The organism is Brevundimonas sp. FV1ye7S (assembly GCF_058680995.1).
This window is the reverse complement of record NZ_CM178726.1, coordinates 195,964-214,320: the sequence shown is the minus strand read 5'-3', so window position 1 is coordinate 214,320 and position 18,357 is coordinate 195,964. Positions and strand designations below refer to the sequence as shown.

The 18,357-nt window shown below is 67.2% G+C and carries 17 protein-coding genes; 3 read left to right on the top strand and 14 right to left on the bottom strand.

Annotation, left to right across the window (positions count from 1 at the left end; genetic code table 11):
• The first annotated feature begins 88 nt into the window (after positions 1-88).
• Together ACW18C_RS00975 and ACW18C_RS00970 are read left to right on the top strand one after the other, a co-directional pair.
• Positions 89-505: a PEGA domain-containing protein gene (locus ACW18C_RS00975; protein WP_154726074.1), complete on the top strand. Its 417-nt coding sequence runs from the start codon at positions 89-91 to the stop codon at positions 503-505.
• On the top strand, positions 505-1,035 hold the full coding sequence (locus ACW18C_RS00970; protein WP_492072278.1) for a hypothetical protein: 531 nt from the start codon (positions 505-507) through the stop codon (positions 1,033-1,035). The genes ACW18C_RS00975 and ACW18C_RS00970 overlap by 1 nt, the downstream gene beginning before the upstream one ends.
• 57 nt (positions 1,036-1,092) lie before the next feature.
• Here ACW18C_RS00970 and ACW18C_RS00965 read toward each other — a convergent pair whose 3' ends face one another.
• Genes ACW18C_RS00965 through ACW18C_RS00955 form a run of 3 tightly spaced genes read right to left on the bottom strand, consistent with a single transcriptional unit; the run spans position 1,093 to position 3,069 of the window.
• Positions 1,093-1,869: a sulfite exporter TauE/SafE family protein gene (locus ACW18C_RS00965; RefSeq protein ID WP_154726056.1), complete on the bottom strand. Its 777-nt coding sequence runs from the start codon at positions 1,867-1,869 to the stop codon at positions 1,093-1,095.
• A gap of 33 nt (positions 1,870-1,902) precedes the next feature.
• On the bottom strand, positions 1,903-2,343 hold the full coding sequence (locus ACW18C_RS00960) for an RrF2 family transcriptional regulator (protein ID WP_008264352.1): 441 nt from the start codon (positions 2,341-2,343) through the stop codon (positions 1,903-1,905).
• A 60-nt stretch (positions 2,344-2,403) separates the two neighbouring features.
• On the bottom strand, positions 2,404-3,069 hold the full coding sequence (locus ACW18C_RS00955; protein ID WP_492072276.1) for a response regulator: 666 nt from the start codon (positions 3,067-3,069) through the stop codon (positions 2,404-2,406).
• Positions 3,070-3,250: 181 nt separating this feature from the next.
• Here ACW18C_RS00955 and prfA point away from each other — a divergent pair, with 181 nt between their 5' ends.
• On the top strand, positions 3,251-4,318 hold the full coding sequence (prfA, locus tag ACW18C_RS00950; protein ID WP_492072275.1) for a peptide chain release factor 1: 1,068 nt from the start codon (positions 3,251-3,253) through the stop codon (positions 4,316-4,318).
• Here the strand turns inward: prfA and ACW18C_RS00945 are convergent, their stop codons facing one another.
• From ACW18C_RS00945 to ACW18C_RS00895, 11 genes are all read right to left on the bottom strand, one after another.
• Entirely contained in the window at positions 4,319-4,663 is a 345-nt protein-coding gene (locus ACW18C_RS00945; protein ID WP_197019800.1) for a hypothetical protein, read from the bottom strand. It lies immediately after the preceding gene.
• Between the two features lie 154 nt (positions 4,664-4,817).
• A complete protein-coding gene (locus tag ACW18C_RS00940; protein WP_492072274.1) occupies positions 4,818-5,453 on the bottom strand; it encodes a glutathione S-transferase family protein in 636 nt (211 codons plus the stop codon).
• A gap of 56 nt (positions 5,454-5,509) precedes the next feature.
• Positions 5,510-7,030, bottom strand: coding sequence for a 2-oxoglutarate dehydrogenase complex dihydrolipoyllysine-residue succinyltransferase (gene odhB, locus ACW18C_RS00935; RefSeq protein ID WP_492072273.1), 1,521 nt, complete (start codon positions 7,028-7,030; stop codon positions 5,510-5,512).
• A gap of 42 nt (positions 7,031-7,072) precedes the next feature.
• Positions 7,073-10,087, bottom strand: a complete 3,015-nt coding sequence (locus ACW18C_RS00930; protein ID WP_035310192.1) for a 2-oxoglutarate dehydrogenase E1 component — start codon at positions 10,085-10,087, stop codon at positions 7,073-7,075.
• Between the two features lie 362 nt (positions 10,088-10,449).
• Positions 10,450-11,352, bottom strand: a complete 903-nt coding sequence (gene sucD / locus ACW18C_RS00925) for a succinate--CoA ligase subunit alpha (protein ID WP_008262761.1) — start codon at positions 11,350-11,352, stop codon at positions 10,450-10,452.
• 18 nt (positions 11,353-11,370) lie between these two features.
• Entirely contained in the window at positions 11,371-11,796 is a 426-nt protein-coding gene (locus tag ACW18C_RS00920) for a PIN domain-containing protein (protein ID WP_008262108.1), read from the bottom strand.
• The gene (locus tag ACW18C_RS00915; protein WP_492072272.1) at positions 11,780-12,043 is read right to left on the bottom strand and encodes a ribbon-helix-helix protein, CopG family; all 264 of its coding nucleotides are present in this window, start codon (positions 12,041-12,043) and stop codon (positions 11,780-11,782) included. Before ACW18C_RS00915 ends, ACW18C_RS00920 begins: the two co-directional genes overlap by 17 nt.
• A 53-nt stretch (positions 12,044-12,096) precedes the next feature.
• Positions 12,097-13,008, bottom strand: a complete 912-nt coding sequence (locus ACW18C_RS00910) for a hypothetical protein (RefSeq protein WP_492072271.1) — start codon at positions 13,006-13,008, stop codon at positions 12,097-12,099.
• A 33-nt stretch (positions 13,009-13,041) separates the two neighbouring features.
• Positions 13,042-14,232, bottom strand: a complete 1,191-nt coding sequence (gene sucC / locus ACW18C_RS00905) for an ADP-forming succinate--CoA ligase subunit beta (protein WP_008263529.1) — start codon at positions 14,230-14,232, stop codon at positions 13,042-13,044.
• Positions 14,233-14,331: 99 nt separating this feature from the next.
• Entirely contained in the window at positions 14,332-15,852 is a 1,521-nt protein-coding gene (locus tag ACW18C_RS00900; protein ID WP_008259696.1) for a spinster family MFS transporter, read from the bottom strand.
• 119 nt (positions 15,853-15,971) lie between these two features.
• Entirely contained in the window at positions 15,972-18,197 is a 2,226-nt protein-coding gene (locus tag ACW18C_RS00895) for a TonB-dependent receptor (protein WP_492072270.1), read from the bottom strand.
• Positions 18,198-18,357: the final 160 nt, after the last annotated feature.

Below are 18,357 nucleotides of genomic sequence, written 5' to 3'. Positions count from 1 at the left end.
GCTGAACCTTAATCCACTGAGGGGCTTTATGATTTCCAAAAATTCCGCACGTTTCGGCGTGCGCTTGCTCATGCTTGCCTGCGTGGCGATGTCGCTGCCCGCCTGCGCCACCGTGACGCGTGGCTCCAGTCAGCAATTCTCCGTCCAGAGCACCCCGCCCGGCGCCCAGGTCAGCACGTCGAACGGCTTCGAATGCCAGGCGACGCCCTGCACCTTCCGCATGCCGCGCAAGGACGCCTTCCGCATCACCGTGTCCAAGGACGGCTACGTCGCCCAGACCCATGACATCACCAGCAGCGTCTCCGGCGCGGGCGGCACGGCCATGGCCGGCAACATCCTGATCGGCGGCATCATCGGCGGGGCGATCGACGCCACCTCCGGCGCCATGAATGATCTGAAGCCCAATCCGCTGATCGTGACCCTGCGCACCCCGGCCGAAGAAGCGGCCGCAGCCCAGGCCCCCGTCGCGACGCCGCCCGCCGCAGCCGCAGCCGGAGGCGAATAATGATCCGTCGTCTCGCCGCCGCCGCCGCTCTGGGCGCCCTGATGGGCGTCGCGGCCTGCGCCAGCCCGTCCAACCCCGCGCTCATGACCTTGCCGGCGACATCGGGCCTCACGGCGGCGCCCGGCGATCTCGGCTATCGGTCGGTGACGACAGTCACGGTTTCCGGCGGCCAGAACACCAATCCGATGTGGACCTCCGAGGTTTCGAATGCGGACTTCAAGACCGCGCTGGAAGGCTCCTTAGCGGCCGCCGGCTATATGGGGACCGAAGGTCAGCCCATGACGATCTCCGCATCCTTGATCGACCTGAAACAGCCGATGGCCGGCTTTGACATGTCTGTGACCAGCCAGGTTCGCTATACCGTGATGCGAGCCGACCGTTCCGTCTTCGACGAAACGGTGGCGGCGACCGGCACAGCGACCATGGGTCAGGCCTTCATGGGCGTGGAACGTCTTCGGATGGCCAACGAAGCCTCGATCCGCGAAAACATCAAGGAATTCCTGACCCGCTTCCGCGCCCGCGCGCGCTGATCGGATCAAAGGACGACCACGGCGACGGCGGGCCCCGACCCGCCGTCGCCTTTCGTCTCAGATCACTCTGAACAGCCGCAGGGCCTGATAGCCGGCGGACAGCAACACAACGGCCCCGACGCCATAGGTCAGGATCCGACGGGGCGCGATCCGCGCGATCACCCCGGCGAAGGGCGCGGCGATCAGACCGCCCAGGATGAGGCCCAGGATGGAGGCGGCGTGGGTGGCGACGCCTTTGGCGTCCGCCCAGTGACCGGTCAGCAGGGCGGCCAGGAAGGTCGCCGAAATGGCCGAGGTGACGAAGAACTCCGCCGTATTGGTGGTGCCGATCGCGGCGCGCGGATCGCCCCCCGACCCCACCAGGGTCGTCGTGACCGTCGGCCCCCAGCCGCCGCCGCCGATGGCGTCGAAGAACCCGCCGACCACGCCCAGCGGCCCCGCGAACCTGACCGGGAAGATCCGCGCGCGAGTCTGGCGGGTCGCGCGCCAGATGATCACGCCCCCCATGATCGCCAGGTAGGCGGTGATCCAGGGCTTGACCAGGTCGCCGTCGATGCTGGTCAGGACAAAGGCTCCCAGGCAGCCGCCCACCACCCCGCCCATGGCCAGGGGCACGAACAGTTTCCAGTTCACATTCTTGTTGACCGTGTGAGATCCGGCCGACGCCGCCGTGGTGAAGACCTCTGCGGCATGGACGCTGGCCGAAGCTGTCGCAGGGGGCACGCCGAACGACAGCAGAACCGTCGAGGAGATGACGCCGTAAGCCATGCCCAGGGCCCCATCGACGGACTGGGCCAGGAAACCGACGAGGAGAAAGACGAGGAAATCTTGCATGGCCGCCCCTGAAAATCCGCCCGACGGTGCGTGTTATTTTCCTACTGGGTCAATAGGAGAAGGATTCGACGCGGCTTGCAGAAGGCTTCGCGCCTCGAACACCGCGGCGACGGCGTCGCGCCCATCCTGCAGGACCGGCTGCAACGGGCAGGTCTCGACGTCCGGACAGGTCTCGCAAGGCCCGTGGGCGGTGCGCGACGCGCAGGGCGCCAGGGCCAGGGGGCCTTCCAGCGCCCGGATCACATCGGCGAAACTGATGGTCTCGGCCGGCGCCGCCAGGGCGTAGCCTCCGGTCCGCCCCCGCTTGGACACCAGCAGATTTTGACGACGCAGATCCAGAAGTATGGCTTCTAGGAATTTGCGCGGCGCCGTGGCTGCCTCGGCGATCTCGCCGATGGTGGCGGGGCCGCCGCCCGGCAGGCCGGCCAGATGGATCATGGCGCGCAGGGCGTAGCGGGACCGGTTCGACAGCATGGTCCGTGATCGCGCGACCGCGCGCCGGACGCAAGACGCCGTTCGCCGTCCGGCCCGACCTCATCCCGGCCGGGCCAGCCGGGCCGCCGCCGCCAGGATTTGCGGACCGGTATAGGGTTTCAGCACCAGGGCCTCGGCGAGGGGGGCGTAACGGCTTGCGGCCTCAGCGTCGCCGGAAATGAAGATCACCCGAATGTCCCAGCGCCGCGTCAGAACCTCGGCCAATTCGCCCCCGGTCGTGGCGCCGGACAGATTGATGTCCAGCAGGGCGCCGTCGATGGCGTGCAGGGCCGCCGCAGCCTCGGCCGCCGCCGCGCTGTGGAACGGGCCCACCACCCTGTGCCCGGCCTCGGTCAACAGTTCGGTCAGGTCGGCGGCCACCTCGGCGTCATCCTCGACCACCAGAAGGGTCAGGGGCTCCAGATCGCCCCCCACGACGGCGATCTCGGCCGGCCGGGGCGCGGCCCCTTCAGCGGAACCGGATGTCTGGGCCACGATGACCCGGCGCAGATCGCGCCAGACCTCGACCGCCGGCCGGTCGCTATCCAGGCCATAGAGGCCCGCCATGGTCTTCAGGTCGCGCGCATCGTCCGGCGACAGACGGCCGCCCGCCGCGGTGAGACGCGCGTCATACAGGCGGCACAGCCGTTCCACGCTGTCGGCGCCGTCCGGAGTCGCGTCGGCGGCCTGGGCGACAGGCTTCGACGGCGGCGGGCGATCGAACATGACGTCCTCCTCACGGCTGATCGGCCGTCAGCTAGTCGTTTGGAACCCTCGGCGTAAGCGCCTCTGACGCCATCGTTATCCAAAATCACAATCCCGGCGCCGACCGTGGTCCCCGCCGACAATCGACATCGCGCCCCTCGGCGCGCTAAGGACGGCCCTCCCTTTCTCCAGGATTGCCCCCTTGCGTCTGCCCCAGGCCCGTCTCGATCAGGTGCTCGACCGTTTCCACGAGGTGGAGGCCCGCATGGGTGCGGCGACGGACGGCGTCGAGATCGTCCGCCTGTCCAAGGAGCACGCCGAGCTGAAGCCCGTCGCCGACGCGGTCCAGGGTCTGGCCCGACTCCGCGCCGAGATGGCCGATCTGGAGGTCATGGCCGCCGATCCCGAAATGGCCGCCATGGCCCAGGACGAGTTGCGCGACCTGACCGAACGCCTGCCGCAGATGGAACACGACGTCGCCCTGCTGCTGGCCCCGCGCGACGCCGACGAGAACGCCTCGGCCGTGCTGGAAGTCCGCGCCGGCACCGGCGGCGACGAGGCGGCCCTGTTCGCCGGCGACCTGTTCCGCATGTATTCGCGCTACGCCGCCACGCGCGGCTGGCGGATCGAGCTGGATTCGGCGACCGAAGGGGACGCCGGCGGCTACAAGGAGATCATCGCCACCGTCACCGGCGACGGGGTGTTCGGCCGGCTGAAGTTCGAGAGCGGCGTCCACCGCGTCCAGCGGGTGCCGACGACCGAGGCCGGAGGCCGCATCCACACCTCGGCCGCCACCGTCGCCGTCCTGCCCGAGGTCGAGGACGTCGAGATCGAAATCCTGGAAAAGGACATCCGCATCGACACCTTCCGCGCCTCCGGCTCGGGCGGTCAGCACGTCAACAAGACCGACTCGGCCGTGCGGATCACCCACCTTCCGACCGGAATCGTGGCCACCAGCTCCGAGAAGTCGCAGCACGTGAACCGCGACAAGGCGATGAAGAACCTGCGGGTCCGCCTGTACGACATGCAGCGCCAGGCCAAGGATCTGGCCCGCGCCGACTCGCGCAAGTCCCAGGTCGGGTCGGGCGACCGGTCCGAGCGGATCCGCACCTACAATTTCCCGCAAGGCCGGGTGACCGACCACCGGATCGGCCTGACCCTGCACAGCCTGCCCCAGATCCTGGAAGGCGACCTGGACCCCATGCTGAACGCCCTGATCGCCGAAGACCAGGCCGCACGCCTGGCGGATCTCGAGGCCGAGTTCAGCTGATCAGCCCAGCACGCCCAGCATGGGCAGGCACAGCACCAGGGCCGTGACGGCTGTATAGCCGGCGAAGGCGTGGACCGACCGGCGACGGCCGCTCAGGGCCGTGGGCTCGGCGATGCGGACGGCGCGATCATTCCACAGCAGATACAGGGCCTGGATCGTCCACCCGGCCAGGAAGGCCGCGACCGCCCAGCCGCTGAGCGCCGCCAGGGCCGCGCCTGAGGCCAGGACCAGCATGGCGCCCAGAGCAATCACCCCGTCCCCGACCTGGTCGGTGACGGACACCGGGATCAGCCCCGACAATGCACGCTGCAAACGCCAGTTGAGCCAGGCCTGATACAGAAGCATCAGCCCGCCCAAGACGTAGAACACCCCTATCGCGCGCGCTGCCCAATCCATGGCGGGAATAAGGCGTCATTCCCGCCCGGGCCGTAAGTGCGGAAAACCCCTTAGTCGGCTGAAAAGGTCCAACCGGCGCAAACGAGACACAACCGATGATATCTCAGGCTGCGCGCGTCTGCTCGGCCTGGAGCGCCCGAACGACCGCCGGACGACGGCCCATCCGGTCGTAATGGGCGCGTACGTTCGGAAACTCGGCCACATCCACGCCGTCGCCTTCCAGCCAGCCGGTGAAGGTGAACAGATAGGGGTCTGCGACGGAATAGGCGTCGCCCATCACCCAGTCGCTGTCTCCGCTCTGGGCCAGACCGTCCTCGATCAGCGCGAAACAGTCCCGCATGTTCTGCGTCACCTTGGCCGCCATCGAGGCCTGGGCCGCAGCGTCATCGCTCCAGCGCGAGGCCCGGCGGCCATGGGCGTGGGCGACGTGGACAGTCGAGGCCAGATAGAGGTTGAAGGCCTGCATCCGCGCAAGAGCGAAGGGCTCGACGGGCGCCAGCAGACCCTGCGGAGCGAGGGCGGCGATATAGGCCAGAATGGCCGGGCTTTCGGTCAGGACGCCCTGATCGGTCACCAGAGCCGGAACCCGCCCCTTGGGGTTGATCGCCAGAAACTCGGGCCGGCGCTGGTCCCCCTGGGCGAAGTCGACCAGCCGGGCTTCGAACGCCAGGCCGGACTCTTCCAGCGCGATATGGCTGGCCCGGCTGCAGGATCCGGGGGCGGTATAGAGGGTCAGCATGATCGGCCTCGTCGGGAAAGAAAAAGGCGACGAGAACCTCGCCGCCTTTCCGTCTCTTACAGGTCCAGCAGGGCCCGCTGCGGGTCTTCCAGCAGTTCCTTGATGCGGACCAGGAAGGTCACGGCTTCCTTGCCGTCGACGATGCGGTGATCATAGCTGAGGGCCAGGTACATCATCGGACGGATCTTGACCTCGCCGTTGATGGCCATCGGGCGCTGGACGATGTTGTGCATGCCCAGGATGCCCGACTGCGGGGCGTTCAGGATCGGCGTCGACATCAGCGACCCATAGGTGCCGCCGTTGGTGATGGTGAAGGTGCCGCCCTGCAGCTGGTCCATGGTCAGGGCGCCGTCGCGGGCGGCCTTGCCCAGGGCGCCGATGCCCTTTTCGATGCCCGCCAGGCTCAGGGTGTCGGCGTCGCGCAGCACCGGAACCACCAGACCCTTTTCGGTGCCGACGGCGACGCCGATGTCATAGTGGTTCTTGTAGATGATGTCCGTGCCGTCGATCTCGGCGTTGACGGCCGGAATCTCGTGCAGGGCCGCAACCACGGCCTTGGTGAAGAAGGACATGAAGCCCAGCTTCACGCCGTGGCGCTTCTCGAACACCTCTTTGTACTGGGCGCGCAGGGCCATGACATTGGTCATGTCCACCTCGTTGAAGGTGGTCAGCTGGGCGGCCGTGTTCTGCGATTCCTTCAGGCGACGGGCGATGGTCTGACGCAGGCGCGTCATCTTCACCCGCTCTTCGCGCGGGCCGACGGCGCGCGGGGCCGAAGGCGCGGCGGCGGCGGCCGGAGCCGGGGCGGCCTGACCGATGGCGGCGATGGCGTCAGCCTTGGTGATATTGCCCTTGGGCCCGGTGGCGGCGATGGCCTTCGGGTCCAGATTGTTTTCGGCGACGACGCGCTGGACGGCCGGCGACAGGGTGTCGTTCTTGCCGCCCGAGACCTGGGCCGAGCCGGTGTTGGCCGGAGCGGCGGCGGGCGCCGGGGCAGCGGCGGCCGGAGCCGAAGCGGCTGCGCCCGAACCCGAAACCGAACCGATCTTCTGGCCGGGGGTGACGGTCGCGCCCTCGTCGGCGGCGATGGTCAGCACGCCGTCCGCCGGGGCCGACACTTCGACCGCGACCTTGTCGGTCTCGATCTCGACCAGCAGTTCGTCCTTCTTGACGGCGTCGCCGCTCTTCTTCAGCCACTTGCCCATAGAGCCCTCGGCGACGCTTTCGCCCATCACCGGCACGGTGATGTCGATGCTGGACGCAGCGGTGGCGGGCGCCGCCTTAGCCTCGGCCTTGGCGGCCTTGGCTGGGGCCGGGGCCGGAGCCGCAGCGGCGGCCGCGCCGCCTTCGGTCACCGAACCCAGGACCGTGCCCGGCACGACGGTGTCGCCCTCGGCGGCGTTGATGACGCCCAGGACGCCGTCGGCCGGGGCCACCACTTCCAGCGAGACCTTGTCGGTCTCCAGTTCGACGAGCAGTTCGTCCTTCTTGACCGCGTCGCCGACCTTCTTGGTCCATTTCGCGATGGTGGCCTCGGTGACGGATTCACCGAGGGCGGGGGTCAGGATGTCGGCCATGTCGGGTCCAGCTGTCTCTTTGGGAGTATTCGGTGAGGTGTATCAGGCGAAGGCTTCGTTGGTGAAGGTCTCGAGTTCCTTCAGGTGGCGGCTCATCAGGCCGGCCGCCGTCGAGGCGGAACCGGGACGGCCGACGTAGCGGGCGCGCTTGGAGGCGACGTCCAGCTTGTCGAGAGTCAGCTCCAGCCACGGATCGACGAAGGTCCAGCCGCCCATGTTCTTCGGCTCTTCCTGGCACCAGACCACTTCCGCCTTCGGGAAGCGGGCCAGTTCCTTGCGCAGCGACTGGATCGGCCACGGATAGAACTGTTCAAGGCGCAGGATATAGACGTCGTCCACCGCCTGGCCGTCCTTGGCCTTCTTCTCGCGGGCGTCCAGCAAGTCGTAATAGACCTTGCCCGAGCACAGGATGACGCGGCGGATCGCCTTGTCGGCCTTGATCTTGATCCCGGCGACGTCGGGGCGGGTCTGGGCGTCGTCGTGCAGGACGCGGTGGAAGGACGAACCCTCCGCCAGATCCTTCATCGACGAGACCGCCTTCTTGTGACGCAGCAGGCTCTTGGGCGTCATCAGGATCAGCGGCTTGCGGAACGGCCGGTGCATCTGGCGACGCAGGATGTGGAAATAGTTGGCCGGGGTGGTGCAGTTGGCGACCTGCATATTGTCTTCGGCGCACTGCTGCAGGAACCGCTCCAGGCGGGCCGACGAGTGTTCCGGTCCCTGGCCTTCATAGCCGTGCGGCAGCAGCATGGTCAGGCCGCTCATCCGCAGCCATTTGCGTTCGCCCGAGCTGATGAACTGGTCGATCACCACCTGGGCGCCGTTCACGAAGTCGCCGAACTGGGCTTCCCACATGACCATGGTGTTGGGGTCGGCCAGCGAATAGCCGTACTCGAAGCCCAGCACCGCCTCTTCCGACAGGGCCGAGTCGATGACCTCGTAGTTGGCCTGGCCTTCGCGGAGGTTATTCAGCGGGATGTAACGCTCTTCGGTCGTCTGATCGATGATGCCCGAATGGCGCTGCGAGAAGGTGCCGCGCACCGAATCCTGGCCCGACAGGCGAACCGGGAAGCCTTCGTCCACCAGCGAGGCGAAGGCCAGGCTCTCGGCCGTGGCCCAGTCCAGGCCCTCGCCCGAGGTGATGGCCTCGCGCCGGCCGTCGATGACCCGTTTCAGCGTCTTGTGCATGTCGACGCTGTTGGGGATGGTCGTCAGGCGGTGGCCCAGGTCGGTCAGCTTGGCCAGGGGCACCGCGGTCTCGCCGCGCAGTTCGTCCTTGGGCGACTGGAAGCCCTGCCACTGGCCGTCCAGCCAGTCGGCCTTCTCGGCGGACCAAGTCTTGCCGGCCTCGAACTGGTCGTCAAGGAAGGTGTCGAACCGCGCAATCTCGGCGTCCACCTCGGCCTGCGTCAGCACGCCCTCGGCGACCAGACGCTGCGAATACAGTTCGCGGGTCGAGGGCTGGGCGCGGATCTTCGAATACATCAGCGGCTGGGTGAAGGTCGGATCGTCGCCTTCGTTGTGGCCGAACCGGCGATAGCAGAACATGTCCACCACCGCGTCCTTGTGGAATTTCTGGCGGTATTCGGTGGCCACCTTGGCGGCGAAGACGACCGCTTCGGGATCATCGCCGTTCACGTGGAAGATCGGCGCCTGGACCATCAGCGCAACATCAGACGGGTACGGCGACGAGCGCGAGTTCCGCGGGCTGGTGGTGAAGCCGATCTGGTTGTTGATGACGAAATGCAGGGTGCCGCCGGTGCGGTAGCCCTTCAGCCCCATCAGGGCGAAACATTCGGCCACCACGCCCTGGCCGGCGAAGGCGGCGTCGCCGTGGATCAGCAGGGGCACGACCTTGGAACGGTCCAGCGCCCATTCGGCCTCGGGCTTGCCGGCGTTGGCCTCGCGGATGTCGAACGCCTGTTTGGCGCGCGCCTTGCCCAGCACCACCGGGTTGACGATTTCAAGGTGCGACGGGTTGGCGGTCAGCGACAGGTGGACGTGGTTGCCGTCGAACTCGCGGTTCGAGCTGGCGCCCATGTGATATTTGACGTCGCCCGAGCCCTCGATGTCGCTGGGCACGGCCGAACCGCCCTGAAACTCGTGGAAGATGACCTTGTAGGGCTTGCCCATGACGGCGGCGAGCACGTTCAGGCGGCCGCGGTGGGCCATGCCCAGCACGACCTCGTCGACGCCCAGATTGCCGCCGCGCTTGATCACCTGCTCCAGCGCCGGGACCATGGCCTCGCCGCCGTCCAGGCCGAACCGCTTGGTGCCGGGGAAACGCTTGTGCAGGAAGCGTTCGAAGCCCTCGGCCTCGATCAGCTTGTTCAGGATGGCCAGCTTGCCTTCCTTGGTGAAGGCGTTCTGCTCGAACTTGTCCGGACCTTCGAACCGCTGCTGCAGCCAGGACTTCTCCTCCGGCTCGGCGATATGCATGTACTGGATGCCGATATTGCCGCAGTAGGTGCGCTTCAGCAGGTCCAGCACCTGGCGGATCGTGCCCGTCTGAAGCCCCAAGACCCCGTCCAGGAAGATCGGACGATCCATGTCGGCGGCGCTGAAACCATAGAATTCCGGCGTCAGTTCCGGGTTTTCGACCGGCTGTTCGATGCCCAGCGGGTCCAGCTTGGCCTGCAGGTGGCCGCGCACGCGATAGCTGCGGATCAGCATCAGGGCGCGAATGGAATCATGGGCGGCGGCGCGGATCGCGTCGCCTGAAACCTCGGCCGGCGCGGCCTTGGCCGCTGCAGGCGTCGGCGCGCCGCCGGGCTTCTTGGGGTCGGGCTTGGGCGCCGGCCAGCGGCCGTCGAACACGGCGTTCGCCTCATTGGGCTCGGTGGCGGTTCCGCGCCCCCAGGCGCCGGCCTCGGCCGAGGCCTTCACGCTGGCGGCGTTGTCGCGCAACTGGTCGAAGAAGGCTTTCCATTCCGCCGAGACCGAGCCGGGATCATTGGCCCACTTCTCGTGCAGCTCCTCGATATAGGCCGCATTGGACCCGTAGAGGAAAGAGGTCTCGGCAAAGACCTGGTTCAGCCGACCCGCATCGTCCGCCATTGTTCTCGCTATCCCTTGGGCCCCGCCGGACACATCTCCGTGAGGGGCGCGCCCGTCATATAGGCGTGCTTTCCTTATGGGTCATGACCGAAACGGGGCAATTCGGTGAGAAATTGGTCGCAGGCGCAAAGAAAAACGCCCCCGGCCGAAACCGGGGGCGTCCAATCCTGCCGAGACCGGCATTTTTCATTCTCCCTCCCCCACGGGGGAGGGGGGCGAAGCGAAGCGGAGCCGGGTGGGGCGGGCAAGGCGACGCCCCACAGACCTTCCTTCCCCCGACAGGCGCGACCCAGCTTGGCCGCCCCCACCCCGGCGTTGACGCGACGCCCCTCCCCCGCCGGGGGAGGGAGAGGTTCGAGCGATCAGCCCTTCAGCACTTCCACCAGGGTCTTGCCCAGGCGGGCCGGCGATTCCGACATGCGGATGCCGGCGGCTTCCATCGCCGCGATCTTGGATTCCGCATCGCCCTTGCCGCCCGAGACGACGGCGCCGGCGTGGCCCATGGTGCGGCCCTTCGGAGCCGTGCGGCCCGCGATGAAGCCGGCCATCGGCTTCTTGCGGCCCTTCTTGGCTTCGTCGATCAGGAATTGGGCGGCGTCTTCTTCGGCGCCGCCGCCGATCTCGCCGATCATGATGATCGAGGTGGTTTCCGGGTCGGCCAGGAACAGTTCCAGCACGTCGATGAACTCGGTGCCCTTGACCGGGTCGCCGCCGATGCCGACGGCCGTGGTCTGGCCCAGGCCTTCGTTGGTGGTCTGGAACACGGCCTCATAGGTCAGGGTGCCCGAACGCGACACGATGCCGACCGAGCCCTTCTTGAAGATATTGCCCGGCATGATGCCGATCTTGCACTCGTCCGGCGTCAGGATGCCCGGGCAGTTCGGACCCAGCAGGCGCGACTTGGAGCCTTCCAGGCGGCGCTTGACGTTGACCATGTCCAGCACCGGAATGCCCTCGGTGATGCAGGTGATGAAGGGGATCTCGGCGTCGATGGCCTCGATGATGGCGGCGGCGGCGCCCGACGGCGGGACATAGATCACCGAGGCGTCGGCGCCCGTGGCGTCCTTGGCTTCGGCGACCGAGGCGTAGATGGGCAGGGTTTCGCCGTGCGAACCCGTCCAATTCGTGCCGCCCTTGGTCGGGTGCACGCCGGCGACCATCTTGGTGCCGTGATAGGCCAGGGCCTGTTCGGTGTGGAAGCCGCCGGTCTTGCCGGTCAGGCCCTGGACGATGATCTTGGTGTCTTTGTTGACGAGGATGGACATGGGGTCTCGCTTCTTTGGCTAGGCGGAGAGGAAGGGGTTTTCGACGCGGACCGACCCGTAGGTCTGACCGTGAGTGAGAACTTCGGAATAGAGCACCTTGGCGCCCAGCCGCTCGGCGGCGGCGATGATGGCGCCGTCCCAGTAGGACAGCTGATAGCGGCGGGCGTTGTCGACGCCCGCGACCACCACCTCCGGCGTGATCGGCTGGCAGGGCTTCATGGCGACGACGCGGACCCATTCGCGGGCCTTGTCCGACGAAAGCGGCGGCGCGCCCTTGCGCGTGGCGTTGTTGTAGAATTCGGCGAGCACCTGGCCCGAGGTGCAATAGTCCTCGGTCAGCACGATCTCGCGCGCACGCTCCCACCTATGCCCCGCATGGTCGCGACCAAGAGCGGCGTAGAGCAGAATATTGGTGTCGAGAAAGACCTCAGAACTCGCGATCAAACCGAGGGTCTCCGCTGTAGGTTTCTTCCCGTGCGGGGGGACGCCAACCCTCGCCTCCGCGGCCTTCGGATTCGTCGATCAGTTTCAGCAGCGCCTCGCGCGCCTCGTCCTTGGAGGTCTCCTGCTCGACCAGCCGTGTCAGAAAGCCGCGCACCATCTCGTTGACGCTGGTCCGCTTCATGGCGGCCAGAACCCGCACCTTGTCGAGCAGGTCGTCGTCGATGGCGAGGGTCAGGTTGCGGGTCATCGGCCTACACGGGTTATGTGGAACACATAGGCCGTGGAGCGAGACGGGGCAAGTCAGTCCCTTGTCGGCCAGCAGGGGCTCGGAATATCGAGCACCAATCCCAGCCGCCGCAGAATCCAGGCCTGAACCGGCGTCAGGGCGTACAGCCTCTCGAACAGCACGGCCTCCCGGCCCGCGGCCCGCGCCTCGGCGTAGTCAGTCTGCTGTCGTCTTCGGCGACGGCCGCACTCGGCCGTATCGCCGGCAGCCAGCCGTCGATCCCATTTGGCGCGCCAGCCGTCCAGGCTGATGGCGTCATAATGGAGCAGCCAGGCTCGACCGCCATCGCCGGGGTCGCGGGCGCGGGCGGCCTTCAACGGAACCCCCGCCCGCTTGGATTCGTGGATGCAGACGGTGATGTCGGCCAGGCCGCGCCGCACGGCGTGCTTGCCCATATGGTGGCCCAGCAGTCCCCGGACGAAGAACTTGCCGGCGCCCGGATAGAGGCCATTGCTCAGCTCGGACCAGAACGGCCCGCTGTAGGACTTGCGGGCCAGACTGGCCCCGTATTCCAGATTGAGATCGTCCCCGGATCGCCAGACCGCCTCGACGGTCTCGAAGATGACGGACTCATAGTCGGCCGGAACCGCCTCCAGCACGGCGGCCGGCGAGACCGCGCCGAACAGCCGCTCGTCTATATCGACGACCAGCAGCCAGTCGGCGGCCAGGCTGCGATAGGCGGCGCCATAGACGACCCTTTGCCGATCCTCGACCGTCGCCGGCCGACCGCCAAGGGCGGACCAGAAGGCGTCGTCACAGACGATCAGCTCGCCTTCAGCCAAGCCCACGGCGTCCGGCGCCGGCGCGGCCGCGCCGTCGAAATAGACGCGAACGCGCGCGGCCCCCTTGCGGCGGAAGTGATCGACGAAGGCCGCGACATGCCGCTCCGGCGCCAGGGCCATGGCGACGACTTCGAACACGGCCATCGACGACGTCCGCCTGGGGGCGAGCCGCCGGACCTAGCCGACCGCCGCGACGATCTTCTGGGCGGCGTCGTCCAGATCATCGGCGGCCTGGATGGTCAGACCCGACTCGTTCAGGATCTTCTTGCCCAGTTCGGCGTTGGTGCCTTCCAGGCGCACGACCAGCGGCACCTTCAGGCCGACTTCCTTCACCGCGGCGACGACGCCCTCGGCGATGACGTCGCACTTCATGATGCCGCCGAAGATGTTGACCAGGATGCCCTGGACGTTCGGGTCGGCGGTGATGATCTTGAAGGCCGCAGCGACCTTCTCCTTGCCGGCGCCGCCGCCGACGTCGCAGAAGTTGGCCGGCTCCTTGCCGTACAGCTTGATGATGTCCATCGTCGCCATGGCCAGGCCGGCGCCGTTGACCATGCAGCCGATGTTGCCGTCCAGCGAGACATAGGCGAGGTCCCACTTGGAGGCTTCGATTTCCTTGGCGTCCTCTTCGGTCTCGTCGCGCAGGGCGCGCATGTCTTCATGGCGGAACAGGGCGTTGCCGTCGAAGCTGACCTTGGCGTCCAGGACGCGCAGACGGCCGTTCTCCATGACGATCAGCGGGTTCACTTCCAGCATGGCCATGTCCTTCTCGACGAAGGCCTTGTACAGCGCCGGGAACAGCGACTTGCCGTCTTCGGCCGCATCGCCCGTCAGGCCGTAGGCGGCGTTGATGGCGGCGACGTCGGCTTCGGTCACGCCCGTGGCGGGGTCGATGACGATGGTCTGGATCTTCTCGGGCGTGTCATGGGCGACGGCCTCGATGTCCATGCCGCCCTCGGTCGAGACGACGAAGGCCACGCGGCCATACTGACGGTCGACCAGCAGCGAGCAGTACAGTTCGCGGGCGATGTCGGCGCCGTCCTCGATATAGAGGCGGTTGACCTGTTTGCCGGCCTCGCCCGTCTGGGCGGTGACCAGGGTGTTGCCCAGCATTTCCTTGGCGTTCTTGACCACGTCCTCGATCGAGAAGGCCAGGCGCACGCCGCCCTTGGCGTCGGCCGGCAGTTCCTTGAACTTGCCCTTGCCGCGTCCACCGGCGTGGATCTGCGACTTCACGACATAGAGCGGGCCAGGCAGTTGCTTGGCGGCGGCCTCGGCCTGATCGGCCGAGGTGATGGGCACGCCCTCGGCGACCGGGGCGCCGAAGCCCTTGAGAACCTGCTTGGCCTGATATTCGTGGATGTTCATGGCGACCGCCGCAATCTTTGCTGGGAAGGGTTTGCGGGGCTTATAGGCTCCGCCCCTTCGCAGGCGCAACAGGGGTCGACCATGGTTTTGGTCTAAGCTTCAGTCGACCCAGTCCCGCTTCAGCGTCCGCGAGGCCCCGATCAGCAGGACCGCCGCCAGCACATAGAAGCCCATGCCGGTGTAGATGGCCCACCGCAGGCTCTCTTCCCCGAACCGGGGCGCCAGCAGGTCGCTCATCCAGCCGAAATAGTAGAAGCCGACCGCGATCCCCAGCAGATTGTTCAGCAGCAGGAACAGGGCCGAGGCCGTGGACCGCATGGCCGCCGGGACCAGATGCTGGACCGCCGCCGTGATCGGCCCCAGCCAGGCCAGGTTCAGGCCGGTCGGCAACAGGAAGATCAGGAAGGCCAGGACCAGTTGCTGGGTGTTGCTGCCGCCGCCCGGCAGGACCAGGCCGATCAGCCAGGGCGAGTTCATCGCCAGAATGAAACAGGGCGCCGAGATCAGGAAGGCGATGGCCGGGGTCAGGGGATAGGCGCCCTTGCCCTTCTTGGACAGCTTGTCGGCGATCATCCCGCCCAGCCAGATGCCCAGCAGACCGCCGATCAGGGCGATGCCGGCGTAATACCAGCTGGTCTGACGCAGGGTCAGGTCGAAGCTGCGCATGAAGAACAGCGGCAACCAGCCCGCGACGCCGTAGCCGCACACCGAGGACGAGGCCGCGCCCAGGCCCAGCAGCCAGAAGCTGGGCTTGCGGATCACCACCGAGGCGGTGCGCCGCGCCACCATCAGCGACACGCCGATCACCCCGGCCAGCAGGCCGCCGAAGGCCAGGACCAGCGGACTGCCGAGGGACACGCCCAGCAACCAGTTCGCCGCCGCCAGGAGCAGCAGCCCGGCGCCCAGGCCCAGCATGACCTGGGCCGCGATCCGGCCCGCCCGGTCCGTGCCCGCAGGCGCCGCCGCCAGGGCGGCGACCTGGGCCTCGGTCTTGACCGCATCGGTTCCGCCGCGCTGGGGATCCTTCACCGTCAGCCTCAGCAGGGGCGCGACCAGAAGGCCCAGCAGGCCGACGACGATGAAGGCCGTGCGCCAGCCGTAGGTCGCCGCCAGCAGCCCCCCGACCAGGGTGCCCGCCGCCATGCCCAGCGGAATCCCGAAGGCGAAGGCCGCGAGGGCCCGCGCCCTTTGATGGGGCGGGAAATAGTCGGCGATCAGCGAATAGGCCGGGGCGACCCCGCCCGCCTCGCCCACGCCCACGCCCATACGGCACAGGAACAGCTGGCCGAACGACCCCGTCATGCCGCACAGGGCGGTGAAGCCCGACCAGACCGCCAGGGCTCCGGTCATGATCCAGACCCGGCTGAACCGATCAGCCATCCAGGCCAGGGGAATGGCCAGAGTCGAATAGACCGATGCGAAGGCGATGCCCCCCAACAGGCCGAACTGGCTGTCAGACATGCCGAACTCTTCCTTCAGCGGCGCGGCCAGGATGCCGATGATCTGCCGGTCCAGGAAGTTCAGCATGTAGATCAGGATCAGCACCGCCAGCACATAGAAGCGGTAGCCCGGTCGGTGCGGCGCGGGCGCCTGCGCGTCCGTCAGCGTGTCGGTCGTCATCGGCGTTTCCCTCGGCGTATTTTTCTTGTTGGGGCGAGCCTAGCCCCAAGTCTGGTCTCTGCAAAGCAAAGGGCGGCGGCCCGAAAACCGCCGCCCCAGCATCAGGCATTTGGTGACAATCAGAACCGGTAGGTCAGGCGCGCCGAATAGGTGGTCGGCGGGCCGTAGAAGGCGCTGATCGAGTTGTTGTAGGTCGCGCCCGGGAAGCTGTAGCCCCCGACCTTGTAGCGGACATCGGTCAGATTGCGGCCGAACAGGCCGACCTCCCACTGTTTGCTCGGCGCGATCCAGACCACGCTGGCGTCGGCCAGGACATAGCCGTCCTGGTCCAGGATGGGGTCCGGCGTGTCGAACAGGTGGTAGTCCGAGCGATAGGACAGCGACGGCGTGACCCGGATCTCCCCGCCCAGGATGTCGCCCCGCCAGGTCATGCCGTAATAGGCCGACCATTCGGGCGAGTTCTGCGGCTCGCGGGTGTCGGAGATATCGACCGGCGTGCCCGTGATCCGGGTGATGAACTCATCGAACTCGTTCTTCAGATAGCCCAGCGAGAAGTTGGCGGTGATGTCGTCGGTCAGGAAGGCCGACCCTTCCAGCTCGAAGCCGTAGATGGTCGAGGCGCCGGCGTTGTCGACCACCGAGGCGATGCCGACGGCCGGGGCCGTGGCCACCTGCTGGGTCGTGATCTGCTGGTCCTTGTAGTCGGAATAGAAGACCGCCGAGGCGAAGTTCATCCGCCGGTCGAAGGCCGACCCCTTCAAGCCCAGCTCATAGGTGGTGACCGTCTCGGGCTGGTAGCCATTGACCGTCTGCGGCACCAGGGCGGCGTCGCCCCGCATGTCCCAGCCGCCCGACTTGAAGCCCTGGCTGACCGAGGCGTAGCCGGTAACCTCCTCGGTGAAGTCATACGAGATGCTGGCGCGCGGCGTGAACTTCTCGAAGCTGTCCGAAGCGGTGTAGTCGGTGCGTGTGGCGAAGATCGGCCGGGCCACTCCGCCGGTGTAGGGCGTCGGCGTGGCGCCCAGATAGAAGAGGCGCAGGACCGAGGCGTCCTTGTCGTCCTTGGTGTAGCGCCCGCCCAGCGAGACGTGCAGCCGGTCAGAGATGTCGTAGCTGAAGTCGCCGAACACCGAGAAGGACTTTGTGTCCACCGACCCCGCCGCCGCGATGGCCAGGCCCAGATTGCCCGCGATGGTGTCGAAGGCGCCCGAGGAGGTGCCGTCCAGATAGAAGACGCCCGCCACGCCCGACCAGCGATCGCCGGTGAACAGGGCCTGGAACTCCTGGGTGAACTGGTCGTCCGAATAGATGGCCGGCACGTCCAGGGTCGGCAGCGGCGTCTGGTCGAAGTCGATGACGGTCGAGGTGTCGCCCGACCGATAGGCGGTGATGGACTTGAGGGTCAGCATGTCGTTGACCCGGTATTCGCCGGTCAAGGACACGCCCTCGGTGACCACCTTCTGCTCGCCGGTGACGCCGGCGTAGGTGTCATATTCGCTGGCCGGAGGCGTATAGCCGCCGGTGGTCGAATTCACTTCGCGGTGGCCGTGACGGGGGCTGGAATCGTCCTCGACCCGATCCCAGGCCAGTCGGAAGAACAGGTTCTCGTTCGGCGTCCATTCGGCGCTGGCGCGATAGGCGGTGACGTCCTTGTCGTACTGGTCCTGGCCGGTGTTCAGGTTCTCGCCGTAGCCGTCGTGCTGATAGGTGGCGACCGCGCCCCCAATCGCAAAGGTGTCGCCGACCGGGACCGAGCCGGACAGCAGGAAGTTGTGCTCGTTATACGAACCGACCTCGGCCCGCGCCGTCAGGCTGGGATCGGCGCCCAGGCGTTTGGTGACGTATTTGATCGCCCCGCCGATGGTGTTGCGGCCGTACAGGGTGCCCTGGGGCCCGCGCAGCACCTCGATGCGCGAGATGTCGAAGATGTCCAGCACCGCGCCCTGCGGCCGGGCCACATAGACGTCGTCGATATAGAGGCCGACGCCGGGCTCGAAGCCCCACAGCGGGTCCTGCTGGCCCACGCCGCGGATGAAGCTGATCAGGGTCGAGTTGGAGCCGCGGGCGATCTGCACCGTGGCGTTCGGCGTCTGCTGCTGCAGGGCCGTGATATTGGTCGCGCCGGTCTGTTCCAGACGCTCGGCGCTGAGGGCCGAGACCGCGACCGGCACGTCCTTCAGCTGTTCGTCGCGCCGCCGGGCGGTGACGACGATGTCCTCGACCATATTGGCCTGTTCTGCATTGGCCGCCTGGGCCGCCGCCTCGGCGTCCTGGGCCGTGGAAGCCCCCGCCAGCACGCCCCAAGCCGCGCCGGCCAGTAGCGCGCACTTCACATGATGTCTCATGATCCTACCCCTTTGGTTGTCGTTTCCAGCCCGTTGACGCATTTATTCAGCGTTCAATGATTTTCCTGAACCTGACCCGGTTTCCGCCGTCTGTCAAACCCTCCCCCTTCCCCGCGTCACCGCGCCGCCGCTTCGATCCGGGGCGTGGCGCCGTTGCACC